Genomic DNA, 20,191 nt, shown 5'->3' with positions numbered 1-20,191 from the left:
ATGGTACGATTTTAATTATTTATTGTTTTTGTAATCTACAAGCATATCTATTAAAGTAATAGATGCGTCTTCCATGTTATTTACAATACTATCAATTTTCGCTACAATATAATTGTAGAAAATTTGAAGAATAATCGCCACGATCAAACCAAATACTGTAGTTAAAAGTGCTACTTTAATACCTCCAGCTACTAAAGATGGGTTCATATCTCCAGCTGCTTGAATTTTATCAAATGCTTGAATCATCCCGATTACAGTACCCATGAAACCAAGCATAGGTGCTAATGCAATAAATAATGAAATCCAAGATACATTCTTTTCTAGTTGTCCCATTTGTACGCCACCATAAGATACTACAGCTTTTTCTGCTGCATCAATGCTTTCGTCTGCACGATCAAGACCTTGATAGTAGATGGAAGCTACTGGGCCTTTTGTATTTCTACAAACTTCCTTAGCTGCTTCAACACCACCACTATTAAGAGCGTCTTCAACGCTGCTTGCAAGTTTTGAAGTGTTAGTAGTAGAAAGATTTAAATAAATAATTCTTTCGATAGCAATAGCTAATCCAAGAATTAAACAAAGAAGTACAATCCCCATAAATCCAGGACCTCCTTCAATGAAACGTTGCTTGAGCTCTTGATGAAACCCTTTGGATTCTGTTGCCGTTGAGGCTTCTTCCTCTTGAATAATAGTTACGGTAGCCGCTGAAGACAAAGATTGTACACTTGTTGGTAAAGATTGTACAGCGGTTGCGTTTACGTTGCTAGTGCCTGCAAAAACCATTGCGGCAATTGCTAGAATAGAAAATAATTTTTTCATTGCTATCGACTTAAAGTTTGTTTTTAGTTAAAGGTTTAAAGATATAAAATTATTTAGTTAATCTGCAACAATTAATTTGCGCAGTCTTAATTATAGTCTTGTTTTATAAAATGGTTGCTCTATTTTTTACTTTTATTCCCAAGATTACAATTTTGCAGAGAGGAAGGGATTCGAACCCTCGATACGCTTTTGGCGTATACACACTTTCCAGGCGTGCGCCTTCGACCACTCGGCCACCTCTCTAAATTCCTCTTTTATAAGGGAGGGCAAATAACAAAAAAAATAATACTTAGTGAAATTTTTTAATGGGTTATTTAATCCTTTTCTCCACAGAGTGACTTTTCAAATAAGTTTTTAAATTCTGAAGGTTTTACACTTTCTCCTAATAGCAGCATCATTTTCCCTAATGCAGCCTCTGTTGTGATGTCCTTACCAGAGATAACACCAATCTTTTTTAAATGTGTGCTTGTTTCATAAAGCCCCATTGCCACACTTCCTCCGGAGCATTGTGTTACATTTACAACAGGAATACCTTTTAAAATAATTTTTGACAATGCATTTGTTAACCAAGATTCATTGGTTACGTTTCCACTTCCAAAGGATTCTAATATTACTCCTTTCAGCTCCTTCCAAGAGAGTAAGTGAGTTAAGGTGTCTTCATTTAACCCTGGAAACATTTTTATTAATAAAATCTGTGTTTCCATTTTTTTGTGAACTTTCAACTCCTTATTACTTTTTAACTTCAACAAAGCGTGGTCGTTAAAAACAAGATGCACTCCACTTTCGGCTAAAGGCGGATAATTTAAAGAAGCGAAAGCTTCAAAATGTTCGGCATTTATTTTTGTTGTCCTATTGGCTCTATATAACTTGTATTCAAAATAAAGGCAGACTTCCTGAATTTTAGGTTTACCCTTTTCCTGTACCGCAGCTATCTGAATGGACGTAATTAAATTTTCTTTGGCATCGGTTCGTAAATCTCCAATAGGCAATTGCGATCCGGTAAAAATTACAGGTTTTGAAAGATTCTCCAACATAAAACTTAATGCTGAAGCAGTATAAGACATGGTATCACTTCCATGTAAAACAACAAAGCCATCAAATTTTGAATAATTATCCTCAATCATTTCAGCCAAACGAACCCAATATTCAGGTTTCATATTTGAACTATCTATAGGATTATCAAAACTTTTTGTTTTAATATGACAATCCAAAAGGTGAAGCTCTGGGATGTGTTTTAATAATTCGTCAAAATTGAAATTCTTTAAGGCACCTGTTTTAAAGTCCTTAATCATCCCTATGGTTCCCCCTGTATAAATAAGTAATATGTTAGGTTTGCTCATTATATGCCGAATATTTCTTTTGAATTTTGAGTGGTAATTTTGGCTACTTCGTCTTCACCAATACCGTATATCCCCGCCACCTTTTTACAAACTAAGCTAAGATAACTACTTTCATTTCTTTTTCCGCGATATGGGACAGGGGAAAGGTATGGTGAGTCAGTTTCTAATACAATATGCTTTAAGTCAATTTGACTTAAAAACTGATCAATTTTTCCATTTTTAAAAGTTACCACCCCTCCTATTCCTAATTTCATATTAAACTCGATTGCCCGCATTGCCTGCTCAAGGGCCCCAGTAAAGCAATGAAAAATTCCGAAGAGTTTTTCATCTCTTTCCGTTTCGAGCACTTCAAAAATTTCGTCGAAGGACTCTCTACAATGTATCACTATAGGTAATTTGTACTTTTTGGCCAATTGAATTTGCCTCCTAAAAGCTATTTTCTGAATTTCCAATGTGCTTTTATCCCAGTATAAATCTATCCCAATTTCTCCCACAGCACAAAAGCTTCTTTTATTAAACTGGTCTTCAACAAGTTTTAATTCCTCTTCAAAATTTTCTTTTACCGAAGTAGGGTGCAGTCCCATCATTAAAAAAATATTCTCAGGATATTCCCTTTCCAATTTGTACATCGCCTCTGTATAGCTAGAATCGATTGCAGGAATAAAAAATCTCGTAATTCCCTTATTAAAAGCACGTTGCATCATTTCACTTCGATCGTCATCAAAGGCTTCACTATACAAATGGGTATGGGTATCGGTCAACATATGCACAAAACTACTATTTTGTTGTCTATATTTACCAAAAAACCTTTAGTGACACTTAGAAAGCTTTTAGAGCAAAACGGATTTGAGAGAATTCCTTTAAAAAAATTAAAAACAGGACATTATAAACTTAACGTAAGAGTAAATTCTGTTTTAGGAGATTTTATTTTGGATACAGGTGCTTCAACAAGTTGTATTGGCATTAGCGAAGCAAGCTTTTTTAAATTAATTTCTGAAAAAAGTGAAATAAAAGCTGCCGGAGCCGGAGCTATTGATATGGAAACGCTGGCTACCAAAAGTAAAACCTTAGAAATTGAAAAGATTAGTCTTAGTAATTATGAATTTGTTCTATTCGATTTAATTCACGTAAACCAAGCACTAGAGCAAGTTGGGGAAACTCCAGTGCACGGAATCTTAGGAGCGGATATTCTGAAAAAGCTACACGCTGTAATTGATTACGGAAGAAATTGCGTGTATCTAAAAAAATAATAACTCCTTTTTTTTTATTAAATTTATATACTCCCCAAAAAAATGAAGCTTGAGAACAAACAGATACCCTCTTATTATTCTATCTGTAGTCATTTTTTTTGGCACATCTGCATTTGCTCAAAACATTGAGTATTACAAAAAGACAGTAGAAACAACTTCCAATAAAGCCGAAAAACTTGTTGCCTTAGATTCTATCCTTTCAATGGAAGGAAGGAAAGATATTGATCGGTTTGTTAAAAACTGTGAAGCATATATTGAGTTGGCCAAAGAACTGGATAGTGTAGAGGCTGCAACTAAGAAAATGATTGGCCTTAGTTATACGCTTACATCTATTTTAAATCAGCCGGAAAAAGCTAGAAGAATGATAGATGAGTTGTTGGCTAGGAAATATAAAATAAATGATTCTTTTCTATTGGGAAGTCTTTACCTTAAACGAGGTGGAGCAAACTATAGGCTTGACCTCGAAGAAGCTACTGAAGATTACAAAAAAGCGATTGAAACCTTCACAGAAAAGGATTCCCTCTATAAAGCAGATGCCTATTTATTTAGTGGTCAAGCATACTCAAATTTAGGAAAGTTTGTCCCCGCAGGTGAAAATTATAGAAAAGCCTATGAATATTTTGAGGCGCTAAAGGATTATGAATACATGGTTTTTGCGCAACAAGGTATTACTACTATGTATAGTATGAATGGGTTTTACGATAAAGCTAAAGAAGAAAGAGAAAAAAATATCCAAAAACTCAAAGAACTTGGGCTGGAAAAAAACATTCCTATTATGTATTATAATCAGGCACTAGATTATAAAAAAATGGGCAAAAAAAATCTTCAAATTGAGTATTTACTAAAAGCCTATGATTATATTAATAATGATGTTAACAACCATATTATTCTAGCAGATAGGACCTATGTATACTCTAAACTCATTGGGTATTATATTGAAGAAGGAAACCTAACCGAAGCGAAAAAATACTTTGATTTAGTCCAAGAGAATCACGACCCAAATATTAAAGACTTGCTTTACAAAAGTCATTATAGTGAAATCATGGCAAGATATAATTTGGCACTTGGTGACAATGACAGCGCTTTACAATTTGGCGAAACAAAATTAGAGGCCGCAAAAACGATGCGCTATGAGGAGGATATTATGTATGCAGAGGAGTTACTTTCAGAGATATATGTAAGTATGGGTGATTACAAAAAAGCTCTAAACTTTAAAAATTCTTCCCAAACACTTAAAGATTCCTTATATAACAATTCAACTGCAAATTCTTTAGCCTACTACCAAACACTTTATGAAACTGAAAAAAAAGAGAGTGAACTCATTGCAAAAAATGCGAGTATACAGCTTTTAGAAAAAGACAATGAAGCCTCGCAACGCCGACTTATATTTATTACCTTTTCACTTATTTTATTTTTTGGACTTGTATTTCTATATAGAAATAGAATGCAATTAAAAAACAAAAAAATCCTTCAAGAAAAGTTTAGTCAAGAATTACTTGTATCTCAAGAAGAAGAGCGTAAAAGAATTTCGAAAGACCTACATGATGGTCTTGGCCAGCAATTATTATTAATTAAAAATAAAGTTGTTAGAAGTAATGATGATGAAGCAAAAAACCTTGTTGAAACTGCCATTGAAGAAGTACGAGGAATTTCTAGAGACCTTCATCCATTTCAACTTCAAGAATTAGGCATCACTAAAGCCATTGAGATGACTCTTAGTCAAATTGATGAAAATACAACACTCTTTATATCTTCTGAAATTGATAACATAGATAACATTTTCGACAAAAGACAAGAAATTAATATTTTCAGGATTGTTCAAGAGTCCCTGAGCAATATTATTAAGCATGCAAATGCCGAAGCCAGCAAAGTAACTTTAAAGCGAAATTTAAATTCTATTTTTTTGGAAATTAAAGACAATGGCATTGGTTTTGATTTTTCAGAAAAATATCAAAACATTAAATCTATGGGACTAAAAACCCTTTTAGAAAGAACCAAGTTCCTTAATGGACAAATGAAGGTAACATCTAAAAAAAATCAAGGAACTACCATAGAATTTATTTTCCCCACAACATGAAAAACGAATCTATTATAATCGCAGATGATCATCCACTTTTACTAAAGGGTTTAAGTGACTTTTTAATTGAAAAAGGCTATAATGTTGTTGGTAGTGGAACTAATGGTAGAGAAGCTTTTAACCTTATCAATAAATTAAAACCAGACATTGCCATTTTAGATATTCAAATGCCTTTTATGTCGGGTCTTGAAATTGCTAGAAAATGTAATAATAATGGAATAGAAACTAAAATTATCCTTATCACGTTTCACAAGGAAAAACAACTCTACAATGAGGCAAATGACCTCAATATTTATGGCTACATTTTAAAAGAATTTGCACTAGAGGAAATTGAAAATTGTTTAAAATCGGTTGCTGAAGGCAACCCATTTTTCAGTCCAAAAATAAGCGATGTCCTTGGGAGCAACTCTAAAAAAAATAATGTTTTGGATGTTTTGACTCCTTCAGAAAAGAAAATACTAAAGCTCATTGCAATGGACAAAACCAACAAGGACATTGCATCGTTACTTTTTATCTCTTACCGAACGGTAGAAAAACATCGCAGTAATATTATTTCCAAACTCAATTTAGAGCACAAAACAAACAGCCTTCTTATATGGGCAAAAGAACATCAAGAAAATCTTCAGTAACAAATTACGTGTTTCCACGTATTTACTTTTAGACTTTAAATCTTCAATTTTACAGTGTACAAATTAAACGTATGGATTTGGATTTAAAAGTTAAGAAAGAAGGGAAAAAAAGGCTAGCCATTTTTATCATCTCCGTTCTTATTGTCGCGATCATATTAATGAATATCGTGAATTACATAGTATCATAGATAGGTTTATATATTTTCAACTAACTAACCAAAAAAGCCCAACTTATAGTTGGGCTTTTTTTACTATCTAAAGCATTTAATTGCTATAATTCTAATGCCTTTTTAACATTATTATTCATTAATAATTCTTCTGGGTTTTCTAACGCTTCTTTCACAGCTACTAAAAACCCTACAGATTCTCTTCCATCAATGATTCTATGGTCGTAACTCAAAGCCACAAACATCACAGGTGCAACAACAATTTCGTCATTTTTAACTACTGGACGCTCTACAATGTTATGCATTCCTAAAATACCTGATTGTGGTGGGTTAATTATAGGGGTTGAAAGCATGCTTCCAAAAACTCCTCCATTAGAGATTGTAAACGTTCCGCCCGTCATTTCATCTACCGTAATTTGACCATCTCTTGCTCTAATAGCTAATCGTTTTACCTCATCTTCTACTCCTCTAAAAGATAAATTTTCGGCATTACGAATTACAGGCACCATAAGTCCTTTGGGTCCTGAAACAGCAATTGAAATATCTTTATACTTGTAGGTTACTTTGTAATCTCCATCAATCATCGAGTTTACATCTGGGTATAACTCTAAAGCACGTACAACAGCCAAAGTAAAGAACGACATAAAGCCCAATCCTACTCCGTGCTTTTCTTTAAATGCTTCTTTATATTGCTTTCTTATTTCGAAGATAGGCCCCATATCTACTTCATTAAAAGTAGTTAGCATGGCCGTTTCATTCTTTGCAGATACTAATCGCTCCGCTACTTTTCTTCGAAGCATAGAAAGTTTTTGTCTTTCTGAACCTCTATCACCATCCCCTGGAGTTCCCATAGAAGGCACGGCATTTACAGCATCTTCTTTGGTGATTCTACCATCGCGACCCGTTCCTTTTACGTTTGTTGAAGCTATCCCTTTCTCATCTAAAATCTTCTTGGCTGCTGGAGAGGGTACTCCAGAGGCGTAGGTTTTATTAGAAATAGATTCTGCCTTTTCACCAGTATTTGGAGTTTCGGCTTTCTTTTTATCTAAATCTGGAGCTGCATTTTCCCCTCCTGATTCATCCCCAGCTTTTTCATATGTTTCAATAGCATCTGAACCTTCAGGTTTTGCTGCATCCGTATCAATTAAACAAACGACTTGTCCAACGGCTACTGCTTCACCTTCTTCGGCTTTAAGAGTAATAATCCCACTGGCTTCTGCAGGAAGTTCTAAGGTAGCTTTATCGCTATCTACTTCTGCAATGGCTTGATCTTTTTCTACGTAATCACCATCTTCTACTAGCCATTGGGCTATTTCAACTTCGGTAATGGATTCTCCCGGCGAGGGAACTTTCATCTCTAGCATAGTATAATATTTTTTCCTAAAAGGAATTTATTTAAGGTGTTTCAAAAACACTATCAATCACTTTTTTATGTCTTGCTTTAGATCGCGTGCTACTTCCCGCAGCTGGCGAACTATACACGTTTCGTGAAGCTACACGTAGTTTCACTAGGTTAAAATTCATTAATAAATATCCCCAAGCACCCATATTACGTGGCTCCTCTTGTGCCCAAACATAATCTGTTGCATTAGGGTATGATTTTATTATAGCTTCAATTTTATCTAAGGCTAATGGGAATAATTGTTCTAAACGAACGAACGCAACATCATCTCTTCCATTTTCCTCTCTTCGTTCTACTAAATCATAATAAAATTTCCCTGTGCAGAAAACCAACGAAGTAACTTTCTTTTTATCGACCGAAGTATCATCAATTACTTCTTGAAATTCGCCTTGAGCTAATTCTTCCTTTGTTGAAACAACTTTAGGGTGACGCAACAAACTCTTAGGTGTAAATACAATAAGTGGTTTTCTAAAATTCCACTTCATATGTCTTCTCAATAAATGAAAAAAGTTGGCTGGTGTTGTAACATCGGCCAACACCATATTATGCCTTGAACACAATTGAAGATATCGCTCCATACGTGCACTAGAATGCTCAGATCCCTGTCCTTCATATCCGTGAGGCAATAGCATGACCAATCCATTTTGTACTTTCCACTTAGACTCTGCTGCAGAAATATATTGGTCCAACATAATTTGAGCTCCATTTGAAAAATCTCCAAATTGTGCTTCCCAAATAGTTAATGTTTTTGGGGCGGCCATCGCATATCCATAATCAAATCCAACGACTCCGTATTCTGAAAGCAGTGAATTATAAATATACATTTTACCCTCCAAACCTAAATTATTATGAAGGTTTATTTCTTCAGAATCGTCTTCCGTTTTAATAATAGCATGCCTGTGTGAAAACGTACCTCGTTCTACATCTTGACCCGAAATACGAACGTTAAAACCTTCTTCCATAAGGGTAGCATAGGAGAGTAATTCTCCCATGGCCCAATCCAATTCGTTGGTTTCAAAATAACGTTGTTTTCTATCATCAACAATACGTTGAATCTTTTTTATAAATGTTTTATTTTCAGGAAGTTTGGTAATGCCTTCAGCAAGCTTATCAAGTGTTTCTAAACTGAACTTGGTATCTGTTTTAGTTAAAATATCCTGAAGATTACCAAGCTTATAAGATTTCCAGTCATCTGCTAAAATTTCAGTAATTACGGTTTTATCTTTCTTACGAGAAGCTTCTAAATTTTCCTCTAAATCTAATTTATATGTGTCCTCTAATTGCGAAACAAACTGGCCATCAATAATCCCTTCCTTTGCCAATCTTTGGGCATAAATATCCCTAGGATTTTTATGTTTGGCTATTGCCTTATATAATTTTGGCTGTGTAAATCGAGGTTCATCCCCTTCGTTATGCCCATATTTTCTGTATCCCAAAATATCTAGGAAGACATCTCTTCCAAATTTCATTCTGAAATCAAGCGCAAACGAAAACGCATGACAAACAGCTTCCACATCATCCGCGTTTACATGCAACACTGGCGAAAGGGTTACTTTACCAACATCGGTACAATAGGTTGAGGAACGTGCATCTAAATAATTTGTCGTAAAACCAACTTGGTTATTTGCTACTATATGGATGGTTCCACCTGTTCTATAGCCATCTAATTGTGCCATTTGCACCACTTCGTACACCACACCTTGACCAGCAATAGCGGCATCTCCATGAATTAAAATAGGTAGAATTTTTTTCTCATCTCCATCCCATTGGTTATCCAGTTTGGCGCGCGCAATACCTTCAACAACAGCATTTACGGTCTCTAAGTGAGAAGGATTGGGAGCTAAATCCATTCGAACTTTTTTACCTTTGTCGGTAGAACGGAAACTCGTCCATCCCATATGGTATTTTACATCACCGTCAAACAATTCCTCCTCATCGTATTCTTTACTATCGAATTCGCTAAAAATGGCTTCTGGCGATTTTCCGAAAATATTTGCCAATACATTCAATCGGCCTCTATGTGCCATTCCTACCACAAAATGTTCGATTCCTTTTTCTGAACCCTTTTCAATTAAAGTATCCAAGCCTGGAATAACAGAATCTACACCTTCAATTGAGAAACGCTTTTGACCCACATATTTTGAATGAAGGAACGATTCAAATGAAATAGCTTCATTTAATTTTTTTAGTAAATGCTTTTTTTCTTCGGCAGAAAATTTAGGATGATTATCATTTACATTTAACCAATCCTGAATCCATTGAATTTCATTTGGATTCCGAATATACATATACTCAATCCCGATCGAGTCGCAGTAAATAGCTTCTAAATGGTTAACTATATCTCGAAGTGTCGTTTTACCTAAGCCAATAATAGATCCTGCTTCGAACTGAAGATCTAAATCTTCTTCACCAAGTCCAAAATTTCCTAATGCTAAAGAGGGTGTATACTTTCTTCGTTCTCGTACGGGATTTGTTTTGGTAAAAAGATGACCTCTATTACGATAGGCATCGATAAGTTTAATGACTTGAAATTCTTTTAAAACTCCCTCAGGAACAATAGAGCCACTTTTAATACCAAGTGCTTCTAAAGATCCATTTTCAATTCCGAAATCAAATCCTTGAAAAAAAGCACGCCAACTTGGCTCAATAGTGTCTGGAAATTGAAGGTATTTATCATAAAGCTCTGCAATATAAGCGGGATGCACAGCATTTAGAAAAGAAAATCGATCCATAGTAAAATGTCGGGCTCTAATTTTTGAATAAAGCGAGTACAAAAATACAATAAATCCAATAATTACTATGAGCGATTTTATATATTTATAAATGCATTAACTTTTAGTTGCGTATTATGAAGTTTCGAATTCTTTTTATCGTTATTTTTTGTTTTCTAACTTCCTCTTTTTTGAGTCTAAAAGCACAGGATGATTCCTTTAAATTTTGGGATCATGTTAGGTTTGGTGGCGGACTTGGATTGAGTTTTGGAGATGGTTTTTTTAGCGGGACAATTGCTCCAAGTGCTATTTATGAATTTAATGATCAAGTTGCTTTGGGTGTTGGACTTAACGGAACCTATAACAGTTTAAAGAATACTTATAAATCTACTATCGTTGGAGGGAGTATACTTTCTCTTTTTAATGTTATTCCAGAACTACAATTTTCTGCAGAATTTGAAGAATTAAATGTTTCCCGAAAATATGATACTGCTTTTGCTATCGAAGATGAAAATTATTGGTATCCAGCTTTATTTTTAGGAGCTGGGTATCGAAACCAAAATTTTACAATGGGAATACGCTATGATGTTCTTTATGATTCTAACAGAAGTATTTATGCAAATGCCTGGATGCCCTTTGTGAGAGTCTATTTTTAAACCTGTCTATTCATTAAGTTTTTGGCAAAAACTCTTAGTTTTTCCTTTTTATCTTCTGAAAGATCAAGGTTTTCAAGTGTTTCAAAAGCTTTATCTGTATATTTTTCAATCTCTAATTGCGTGGCTTTGCTTGCCCCAGAAGTCTCAAAAATACTTTTTACTTTTTCTATTTTTTGAGCGTTATTTTCAGATTTACTTTTAAAAAAAGTTCTTAATTCGGCCACATCATTTTCTGTCCCACTTTGCAAGGCTGTTAAGAAAAGAAAGGTTTTTTTATTCGATAAAATATCACCCCCCACTTGTTTCCCAAAGGTTTCGGGGTCTCCAAAAGCATCGAGATAATCGTCTTGCAACTGGAAAGCGATTCCTAAATTTCTTCCGAATTCATAAATATCCTCCTTGTTTTTTTTAGATGTTTTTGCAACAATTGCTCCCATTTTCATCGCAGCACCTACTAAAACAGCTGTTTTATATTCTATCATTTTTAAATACTCTGGAATGGAAACATCGTTTCGAGTTTCAAAATCGACATCGTATTGCTGTCCTTCACAAACCTCAATAGCTGTTTTACTAAATAATTTTGCCAATTCTTGAAAAAGAGCAGGTTCATAAGATTCAAAATACTGATATGCCAATATAAGCATAGCATCTCCCGATAAAATTCCTGTATTAATATCCCACTTTTTATGAACCGTTTCTTTACCTCTTCTCAAAGGAGCTTCATCCATAATATCATCATGAATCAAACTAAAATTGTGAAACAACTCGACTGCCATAGCAGCTGGCATGGCCTCTTTATAATCCCCTCCAAAAAAATCACAAGTCATTAATGTTAGCACAGGTCTAAGTCGCTTTCCACCTAAAGAAAGAATGTAATTAATGGGAGAATAAAGTTGTTCTGGTTCTACATTTACATTTCGAGAGCCAAGTGATTTTTCCAATGCATCTTTAAAGAAGTCCAGTTCTTTCATAACAAAATTTGTCGCTAAAATAAGGTTTGGAAATTAAATGACTTCACAAATAGTTCTGAAAATAAGCAAATGTTAAATAATTGTAAAACTTTGGAAACTTCTATTGTTTTTAAAGTTTCCTTGTGGTACTTTTGCCCCCTATTATGAAAGAAAAAATTATACAAAAAGCAGCAGAGATGTTTATAAACCTTGGTTTTAAAAGTGTGACCATGGACGACATTGCTAATGAAATGGGCATCTCAAAGAAAACAATATATACACATTTCAACAATAAAACCGAGCTTATTAAAGAAACCGTGTTAAGTGTTTTTCATTCTATTACTTGTGGTATAGATCACATTATGTCTTTAGATAAAAATCCTATTGAAGAGCTTTATGAGATGAAGAAGTTTGCCATGCTTCAACTTAAAAATGAGAAAGCATCTCCGCAATATCAACTTCAAAAGTATTATCCTGAGATATACGCTATGATCAAAGAAATGAAGTTTAAAAACATGAACCAATGCACGGTGGACAACCTTAAGAGAGGTGTAGAAGGTGGCTATTACCGTAAAAACATTAACATCGACTTTATTTCAAGAATATACTTTTTGGCACTCAGTGAAATTAACAACGAAACTATTTTCCCTACCCACCAATTCCCTAAAATTTTGATAATGGAAGATTATCTGGAATATCACCTTAGAGGAATCGTAACAGACAAAGGAAAAGAAATACTAAACCAATTCATCAATACAAAAACCAATGACTAAAAAACTCACCTTAATTATTTTTGTTTTCTATTCGGTCATTGCCTTTTCCCAAGAAAAAACCTATTCTTTTTCATTGGAAGAAGCAGTTACTTTTGCGCTAGACAGTAATTACACTGCTCTGAACGCCAAAAGAGACATTGCAAAGGCCATCAAAAAGAAATGGGAAACAACTGCCACGGGTCTTCCGCAAATCAACGGAAACGTCTCGTACAATAACAATTTAAAACAGCCTGTTTCTTTAATTCCATCTGAATTTTTTGGAGGCGAGCCTGGCACTTTTTCACCTGTCGTTTTTGGCACTAAGCAAAGTGCAAATGCAGTAGCAACACTAGAACAACTTATTTTTGACGGAAGCTATCTTGTAGGGCTACAAGCAGCAAAAGCTTTTCTAGATTATTCTGAAAATGCAAACGAAAAAACACAGTTGGAAGTTCGAAAAGGTGTCATTAATGCTTATGGAAGTGTATTACTCGCCGAAGAACTTGTAGCCATTTTCAGAAAGAATAAAGAGAATCTTGAAAAAAATCTATTCGAAACTCAGAAAATTTATGAAAACGGACTCACCGAGGAAGAAAATGTAGAACAGCTGGAAATTACCTTGTTGGACATTGAAACCAACCTCAACAATGCAGAACGAATGAAGGGTATAGCAAAGCAAATGTTTAATGCATCACTAGGTATTGATATTAACGCTGAAGTTAAATTAACCCAAAATCTCGACGAACTAACAAAAGAAAATATCCAATTAACTACGTTAAACGAAGACCTTTCTATAGAAAATAATATCGACTATAAAATTGCCTTCAATCTTACCGAACAACGTTCGCTAGAAATGAAATTGGAAAAAAGTCGTGCCTTACCACGCCTTTCTGCATTTGTTAATTATGGAACTCAGGCAAACAGCAATAGTTTTACCTTTTTTGACAATGATCAAATTTGGTATCAATCCTCCATTCTTGGGGTAAGTATGAACATTCCTATTTTTAGCAGTGGTATGCGCGGTGCAAGAACTCAGCAAGCTAGAATTGCTTTGGATCAATCAAAAACACAATTGGAAGAAACGATCCAAAATGTGAAGCTTCAGTTTGACACCGCAAAAAGTGATTACCAATTTAGTATCGATAAATACGAAAATGCCAAGAAAAACTTAGCATTAGCAGAACGCATCGAAAATAAGAATCAGATAAAATTTACGGAAGGCCTTTCGACTAGTTTCGATTTACGCCAAGCCCAAACGCAACTATACACAGCACAGCAGCAGTATTTTCAATCGATGCTAGATGTAATCAATGCCAAAACACAATTAGAAACGGTATTAAATTCCGTGGAATTCAACAACTAAAAAATTAGCCACATAAAAACACACTCATGAAAAATATATCCATCCTATTACTCACAGCCTTAGTAATTGTTTCCTGTGGAGGTGATAAAAAATCAACCGAAGCCATAATCGAGTCTGGAAATCTTGAATCAATAAGAGCGAAAAGAGCCGAAATTGTATTACAACAAAGCACTATTAACGATGAGCTAAAAGCCATTGACGAAGCAATTTCAAAATTAGATACCGTAAGAAAGCTTCCGTTGGTAACTGTATTTAAGGCAGAGAAAAAAGAGTTCAATCATTTCATTGAAATTCAAGGAGATGTAGAAACTAAAAAGAATGTCGTTCTCTATCCCGAATACTCTGGAACTCTCACAAGAGTGTATGTAAAAGAAGGACAAAAGGTTACTAAGGGACAATTGTTAGCCAGTATTGATGACGGCGGATTATCGCAGCAACTTTCGCAAATTGAAGTACAAACTGCATTGGCAAAAACTACATTTGAACGTCAAGAAAAGCTTTGGAATCAGAAGATAGGAAGCGAAATACAATACCTTCAGGCAAAAGCTAATTATGAAGCACAGCAAAATGCCGTAAACCAAATGAAAGCTCAAGTTGCTAAAACAACTATAAGAGCCCCTTTTTCAGGAATTGTAGATGACGTAATGAGCGAGCAAGGAACTGTTGTAAGTGCTGGAATGTCTGAAGTGATTCGTATTGTAAACCTAGGCGATATGTATATAGAAGCCGAAGTTCCAGAAACCTATTTAAGCAGCGTTACAGAAGGGAAAAAAGTAGATATCTATTTTCCTGTTTTGGGGGAACATGTAAGCTCAAATGTAAGACAAGTAGGTAATTACATCAACCCTTCAAACAGGACGTTCAAGATAGAAGTTAGCGTTCCTAACAACAAAAAAACAATCAAACCTAATTTAACGGCTCAGTTAAAAATTAATGATTACACGAATACCGAAGCTATTCTAATCCCACAAAGTGTACTTTCTGAAAACGCAAATGGAGATCAATATATCTATGTAACCAATCAAAGTGAAAATGCTTCAGAATTTATAGCAAAACGTGTAATTGTTACCACAGGGAAAACAGAAGGCGATTTTGTGGAGATTTTGGAAGGTGTTAAGAATGGCGATACCATTATAAATGAAGGTGCTAGAAGCGTAAAAGATGGTCAGTTTGTACAAATTTTAAAGATGGATGGCAATGAGTAAAATGAAAAAAAGTGTAGATAAAGAGTTTAAACTCTCCTCCTGGGCAATCGATAATAAAACCACTATTTATGTGGTAATTGCTATTATTCTTTTTTTAGGAGCTGGTGCCTATTCTAGTATGCCTAGGGAGACTTTCCCAGAAATTAAAGAAACCAAAATTTACATAAGTACTCCATATCCAGGAAACACTGCCGAAGATATTGAACGTCTTATAGTAGACCCCCTTGAAGATCGTCTTAAAAACATAAGTAATGTTGTGGAAATAATTTCAACTTCACAAGAAGATTACGGTATTATTACTGTTGAATTTGATGAAAATATTACAGTTGAAGAGGCTAAAACAAAAGTTAAAGACGAAGTCGATTCTGAAAAGGCTAGTGAAGACTGGCCTACTTTTAATAATGCCAAGGTCGAACCCAACGTTTTTGATCTTAATTTTTCTGAAGAAACTCCTATAAGTAACATCAATATTAAAGGAAACTATCCTACTGAAAAACTTAAAGAATTTGCAGAATATCTTGAGGATAGAATTGAAGATCTTGAGGAAATTAAACAAGCCGATATTCGAGGTGCACAAGAAAAAGAAGTACAGGTTGCCGTAGATATTTACAAGATGATGGCGGCCAAAGTGAGTTTTGATGACATCCTCAATGCCATTAGAAATGGAAATATGACGATGTCTGCTGGAAATGTTATTGCCAGTGGTCAACGAAGAACCATCCGAATTTTAGGAGAGATAGAAAAACCCGAAGAACTTGAAAATTTTGTTGTAAAAACTCAAAATGGGGCCGTTTACTTAAAAGATGTTGCCAAAGTGAGCTTTCAAGAAGAAGAAAAAACTACCTACGCTCGAGAATTTGGAGAAGGCGTAGTAATGCTTGATGTAAAGAAGCGCGCTGGGAAAAACATGGTTGAGGCAGCACAAAAAATTGAAAAAATTATTGAAGATGCTCGTGAAAATGTATTCCCACAAGATGTGGAGGTAACAATTGCCAATGATCAATCTGCCAAAACGTTAAATCAAGTAGATGACCTTGTAAATAATATAATCTTTGGTATTATACTGGTGGTTACTGTACTCATGTTCTTCTTAGGATTCAGGAATGCATTGTTTGTGGGGTTTGCCATTCCAATGTCTATGTTTATGAGTTTTATGATTCTTTCTGCTTTAGGCTATACCATGAATACCATGATTCTTTTTGCTTTAATCATGGGATTAGGAATGCTGGTGGATAATGGAATTGTAGTGGTAGAAAATGTATATCGTCTCATGGATGAGGAAGGCATGTCCAGAATTGAAGCCGCTAAAAAAGGTATTGGTGAAATCGCTTTCCCAATTATTATTTCAACATTAACTACCGTGGCGGCCTTTGTCCCATTAGGAATGTGGCCAGGAGTTATGGGAGAATTCATGATTTATTTCCCTATTACATTATCGGTAGTTTTGGGGTCTTCGCTATTTGTTGCCATTTTTATGAACTCTGTATTGGTTTCTCAATTTATGGAAACGGAAGAAAGAGTCCTTTCTCTTAAAAGTTTACTCATGCTTTCATCAATTTTGGGAGGATTGGGAATTATTATTTTATTAGTAGGTGGAGCCATTAGAGGTTTAGGGACACTAATGATTTTTACGGCCGTTTTATTTTGGATTTATAAGTACTTTTTGAAAAGATGGGCTAATTATTTTCAACGTCATTCACTTCCGTGGTTAGAAGAAAAATACAAAAGAACTCTCAATTTCGCTCTTACAGGATGGAAGCCATTCGCTTTTTTTGGTGGAACTTTTCTGTTGCTATTTATTGTTTTTGGATTATTTGGAGCTTCCATAGGTAGCCAAAGAACAAGTGTTGAATTTTTCCCAGATAATAAGCCCAACCAAATTATAGTGTATATCGAATATCCTCAAGGTACAGATATAGAAAAAACCAATGCCATTACAAAGGATATTGAGCAGCGCGTGTATGGTATTGTAAATGACAATGAATATAAAGAGAGTGATGGTTATAATTTCTTGGTAGAATCTGCTGTATCCCAAGTAGGAGAAGGAGCTGGAAACCCACAGACCGATGGAGGTAGCTCAGCCGAAATGCCACATCGTGGGAAGATTACAGCAACTATGCGCGAATATAAATTTAGAAAAGGGAAAGACAGTGAAGTACTGCGAAAAAAAGTTCAAGAAGCTTTAAAAGGAATTTATCCTGGTGTTGCCATTTCGGTTGAAAAGGATGCCGCAGGCCCTCCAGCAGGGTATCCTATTAATATTGAAATTGAAGGAGATGATTATGATCAGCTTATTCAAACGGCAGAAATCATGAGAAACTTTATTAATTCTCGAAATATTGCTGGGATTGATGAGTTAAAAATTGATGTAAACAAAGGCAAGCCTTCCATGCAGGTGTATGTAGATCGAGAAAAAGCAGGAGAATTAGGTGTTTCTGCTGGGCAAGTAGGGAATCAATTACGTCGTTCGGTTTTTGGTGAAAAAGCAGGTATTTATAAAAAAGATGGAGATGATTTTGATATTAATATCCGCTTTAATGAAGATAATAAGGATAGCAAAAGTGCTTTATTTAACCAAAACATTACGTTTAGAGATCAAGCTACTGGACAATTAAAGGAAATACCTTTATCTGCTGTTACCACTAGAAAAAACACATCTTCATTTAGTGCTATAAAACACCGTGACAAAAAGAGGGTGGTAACTGTATATTCTGCCCTCGAGCCAGGGTATACCGACGCAGGAGCTATTGTAAGCCAAATACAAACTGAAATGGCAAACTTTACTGAACTCCCTAAAGGAGTATCTATTGATTATACGGGTCAAATTGAAGAACAAAATAAGCAAATGGCTTTTTTAATGGGGGCTTTCTTCTCGGGACTAGGATTAATTATGCTAATCCTTATTTTTCAGTTTAGCTCGATTTCAAAACCAACCATTATTATGTTGGCAATTTTCTTGAGCTTTATTGGGGTTTTTGGTGGGATTTTGATTACTGGAGCTTCTTTTGTCATTATGATGACTATGATGGGGATTATATCTCTAGCGGGTATTGTTGTAAATAATGGTGTGGTTCTTTTAGATTACACCCAACTTCTAATAGATAGGAGAATGGTAGAATTGGATATTGATGATAATGCTTTACTTCCTAAACAAGAAGTGAAGGAGATTATTATTAAAGCAGGTAAAGCTCGTTTACGTCCAGTATTGTTAACAGCCATTACAACGGTATTAGGGTTAATCCCATTGGCCATTGGGTTTAATATGGATTTCTTTTCATTATTTTCAGAATTTAATCCAAATATCTACATTGGTGGAGACAACGTTATTTTCTGGGGACCCTTGGCGTGGGCCGTTATCTATGGATTAATCATTGCAACCTTCTTAACCTTAATTATTGTGCCTGTATTGTTTTATATTGTGCATAGGTTGAAATTGCGCTTGAGAGGTTGGTTTGGAAAAACCGAAACAATTGCTGAAAGTGCTTCATAAAAAGAATAATAATTCATAAAAAAAGCCCTTCATTAATCTGAAGGGCTTTTGTTTTATTTCAATTTAAATTTATAGTCCTTCTGTGAAAGGAGTTGGGAAAGCATCAATAATGTTATCGCCAGTTCTATCAAGCGGAACATAGTTTTCATTCAATCTATTTAAACGTCTCAAGTCAATCCATCGATGTCCCTCTCCTAAAAGAGAATATCTCCTTTGTTTAAGTACTTCTTCAATCAACGAATTATTATCAGTATCTCCTGAATAGTCACCTATCCCAGCTGCATTTCTTACAACATTGATGGCAGCAACTGCTTGGTTATTATCCAGACCTATTTGAGCTTCTGCATAAATAAGAATCAATTCTTCATTTCGAATTAAATAAATGGGATCCACATTACTATCGTAAAGGGCAATTTGATAGTCAGCCGTTAAACCATCAAAAAGAACGGTCCCTCCATCAAAAAGGTTCGATTTCTCTGCTACTCTCAAATCCCCGGCTTCTGCATCATTGATCCAAGAATCATGAATCATAAATTCCTGTCCAGATTGGTTTAATACGTGAAACAGCGTATTTTGAAGGTCATTCCCAGTTAGTCCAAACACATGAGTAGCTCCTGTCCATAAATCTCCGTTTAAATCGAAAAATGAGTTGCTTAACATAGACAGAGCTTGCTGATTGTCCCCTTGGTATAATGCCACTCGAGCAGCTATGGCTCTATTAAATTTGGAAAAATCTGAAGGAGTATCAAACCCTAAAGTAGTATTAAAATCAAAAGAACCTCCTGCAGATGCAAGGTTTGAATTCGCTTCATTTAATAAATCCATTATTTCAGATAAAGCATTTTCATAGCTTACAATCGGCCCTAAATTATCAGGATCTTCAACATCAATCCTAATACCATTGGTATAATTTCGATTTGCCACCATTAATAACGCATATGCCTTAAGGGTTTTGGCAAAACCATAATATCCATTTTTAGTCTCATCCGAAAATCCAGCAAGGGAATTCTCTACCGCTGGCACTAACAAATTAGCAGACTTGACCACTTTATACCACGCTGCAAAAGCACGCGTTGTTAAAAATCCATTGTTATCTAACGGTCCTTTTAAAAGTTCTCCTGTATATCTCGGATCGACCCCAGATAAGTCATAATATTCTCTAGCTAAAATGCTAACCGAGTTATAATGAAATGCTATGTCATTTCGCATTACAGCTTCTAGCCCAACGGCTAAAAGTTGAATATCTGCTTGAGATGCATTTTCAGCAAAAGTTTCTTCGCTGGGTGAGTTTGGATTTTGAATTTCGTCCAACGTACATCCAGTAAATACCACCATACTGCTTATAAGTATATATTTTATATATTTCATGATTGTTATATT

The 20,191-nt window shown here is 35.0% G+C and carries 15 protein-coding genes and 1 tRNA gene; 8 read left to right on the top strand and 8 right to left on the bottom strand.

From position 1 onward, the window contains the following. Positions 1–15 precede the first annotated feature (15 nt). The 4 genes from KXJ69_RS10725 to KXJ69_RS10710 form a co-directional block, all read right to left on the bottom strand. Positions 16–819, bottom strand: a complete 804-nt coding sequence (locus KXJ69_RS10725) for a MotA/TolQ/ExbB proton channel family protein (protein ID WP_219053109.1) — start codon at positions 817–819, stop codon at positions 16–18. 155 nt (positions 820–974) lie between these two features. After that, positions 975–1,062 (bottom strand) — tRNA-Ser (locus KXJ69_RS10720). Positions 1,063–1,133: 71 nt separating this feature from the next. Then, the gene (locus KXJ69_RS10715) at positions 1,134–2,162 is read right to left on the bottom strand and encodes an asparaginase (RefSeq protein ID WP_373422842.1); all 1,029 of its coding nucleotides are present in this window, start codon (positions 2,160–2,162) and stop codon (positions 1,134–1,136) included. Then, positions 2,159–2,923 (bottom strand): TatD family hydrolase, encoded by a 765-nt coding sequence (locus tag KXJ69_RS10710; protein ID WP_219053107.1) that lies wholly within the window; start codon positions 2,921–2,923, stop codon positions 2,159–2,161. The genes KXJ69_RS10715 and KXJ69_RS10710 overlap by 4 nt, the downstream gene beginning before the upstream one ends. A gap of 48 nt (positions 2,924–2,971) precedes the next feature. On the opposite strand from KXJ69_RS10710, the gene KXJ69_RS10705 reads away from it, so the two are divergent. From KXJ69_RS10705 to KXJ69_RS10695, 3 genes are read left to right on the top strand one after another with little or no spacing between them, the layout of a single operon-like run. Continuing rightward, on the top strand, positions 2,972–3,409 hold the full coding sequence (locus KXJ69_RS10705; RefSeq protein ID WP_308701042.1) for a retropepsin-like aspartic protease family protein: 438 nt from the start codon (positions 2,972–2,974) through the stop codon (positions 3,407–3,409). 49 nt (positions 3,410–3,458) lie between these two features. Then, positions 3,459–5,486, top strand: coding sequence for a tetratricopeptide repeat-containing sensor histidine kinase (locus KXJ69_RS10700; RefSeq protein ID WP_219053105.1), 2,028 nt, complete (start codon positions 3,459–3,461; stop codon positions 5,484–5,486). Continuing rightward, positions 5,483–6,115: a response regulator gene (locus KXJ69_RS10695; RefSeq protein ID WP_219053104.1), complete on the top strand. Its 633-nt coding sequence runs from the start codon at positions 5,483–5,485 to the stop codon at positions 6,113–6,115. Before KXJ69_RS10700 ends, KXJ69_RS10695 begins: the two co-directional genes overlap by 4 nt. Before the next feature lie 271 nt (positions 6,116–6,386). Here KXJ69_RS10695 and odhB read toward each other — a convergent pair whose 3' ends face one another. After that, positions 6,387–7,637, bottom strand: a complete 1,251-nt coding sequence (gene odhB, locus KXJ69_RS10690) for a 2-oxoglutarate dehydrogenase complex dihydrolipoyllysine-residue succinyltransferase (RefSeq protein WP_219053103.1) — start codon at positions 7,635–7,637, stop codon at positions 6,387–6,389. Between the two features lie 40 nt (positions 7,638–7,677). Then, a complete protein-coding gene (locus KXJ69_RS10685) occupies positions 7,678–10,416 on the bottom strand; it encodes a 2-oxoglutarate dehydrogenase E1 component (protein WP_219053102.1) in 2,739 nt (912 codons plus the stop codon). A 170-nt stretch (positions 10,417–10,586) separates the two neighbouring features. Between KXJ69_RS10685 and KXJ69_RS10680 the strand changes: the two genes are divergently transcribed. Then, entirely contained in the window at positions 10,587–11,051 is a 465-nt protein-coding gene (locus KXJ69_RS10680; RefSeq protein WP_255571320.1) for an alpha-ketoglutarate decarboxylase, read from the top strand. Here KXJ69_RS10680 and KXJ69_RS10675 read toward each other — a convergent pair. After that, the gene (locus tag KXJ69_RS10675) at positions 11,048–12,022 is read right to left on the bottom strand and encodes a polyprenyl synthetase family protein (protein ID WP_219053100.1); all 975 of its coding nucleotides are present in this window, start codon (positions 12,020–12,022) and stop codon (positions 11,048–11,050) included. The two genes, KXJ69_RS10680 and KXJ69_RS10675, sit on opposite strands and share 4 nt — an antisense overlap. A gap of 143 nt (positions 12,023–12,165) precedes the next feature. Between KXJ69_RS10675 and KXJ69_RS10670 the strand changes: the two genes are divergently transcribed. Genes KXJ69_RS10670 through KXJ69_RS10655 form a run of 4 tightly spaced genes read left to right on the top strand, consistent with a single transcriptional unit; the run spans position 12,166 to position 18,811 of the window. Further along, the gene (locus tag KXJ69_RS10670) at positions 12,166–12,774 is read left to right on the top strand and encodes a TetR/AcrR family transcriptional regulator (protein WP_219053099.1); all 609 of its coding nucleotides are present in this window, start codon (positions 12,166–12,168) and stop codon (positions 12,772–12,774) included. Further along, positions 12,767–14,116, top strand: coding sequence for a TolC family protein (locus tag KXJ69_RS10665; RefSeq protein ID WP_219053098.1), 1,350 nt, complete (start codon positions 12,767–12,769; stop codon positions 14,114–14,116). Before KXJ69_RS10670 ends, KXJ69_RS10665 begins: the two co-directional genes overlap by 8 nt. Before the next feature lie 26 nt (positions 14,117–14,142). Then, a complete protein-coding gene (locus tag KXJ69_RS10660) occupies positions 14,143–15,321 on the top strand; it encodes an efflux RND transporter periplasmic adaptor subunit (RefSeq protein WP_219053097.1) in 1,179 nt (392 codons plus the stop codon). Further along, complete coding sequence (locus KXJ69_RS10655) at positions 15,314–18,811, top strand: efflux RND transporter permease subunit (protein WP_219053096.1); 3,498 nt, start codon at positions 15,314–15,316, stop codon at positions 18,809–18,811. Before KXJ69_RS10660 ends, KXJ69_RS10655 begins: the two co-directional genes overlap by 8 nt. Before the next feature lie 69 nt (positions 18,812–18,880). Here KXJ69_RS10655 and KXJ69_RS10650 read toward each other — a convergent pair whose 3' ends face one another. Continuing rightward, entirely contained in the window at positions 18,881–20,179 is a 1,299-nt protein-coding gene (locus KXJ69_RS10650) for a RagB/SusD family nutrient uptake outer membrane protein (protein ID WP_255571319.1), read from the bottom strand. Between the last annotated feature and the right edge of the window lie 12 nt (positions 20,180–20,191).

It is taken from the genome of Halomarinibacterium sedimenti, assembly GCF_019312585.1.
GTDB lineage: Bacteria > Bacteroidota > Bacteroidia > Flavobacteriales > Flavobacteriaceae > Halomarinibacterium > Halomarinibacterium sedimenti.
Note: the sequence above shows the minus strand (reverse complement) of the source record. Positions and strands in the feature narration are given on the sequence as shown.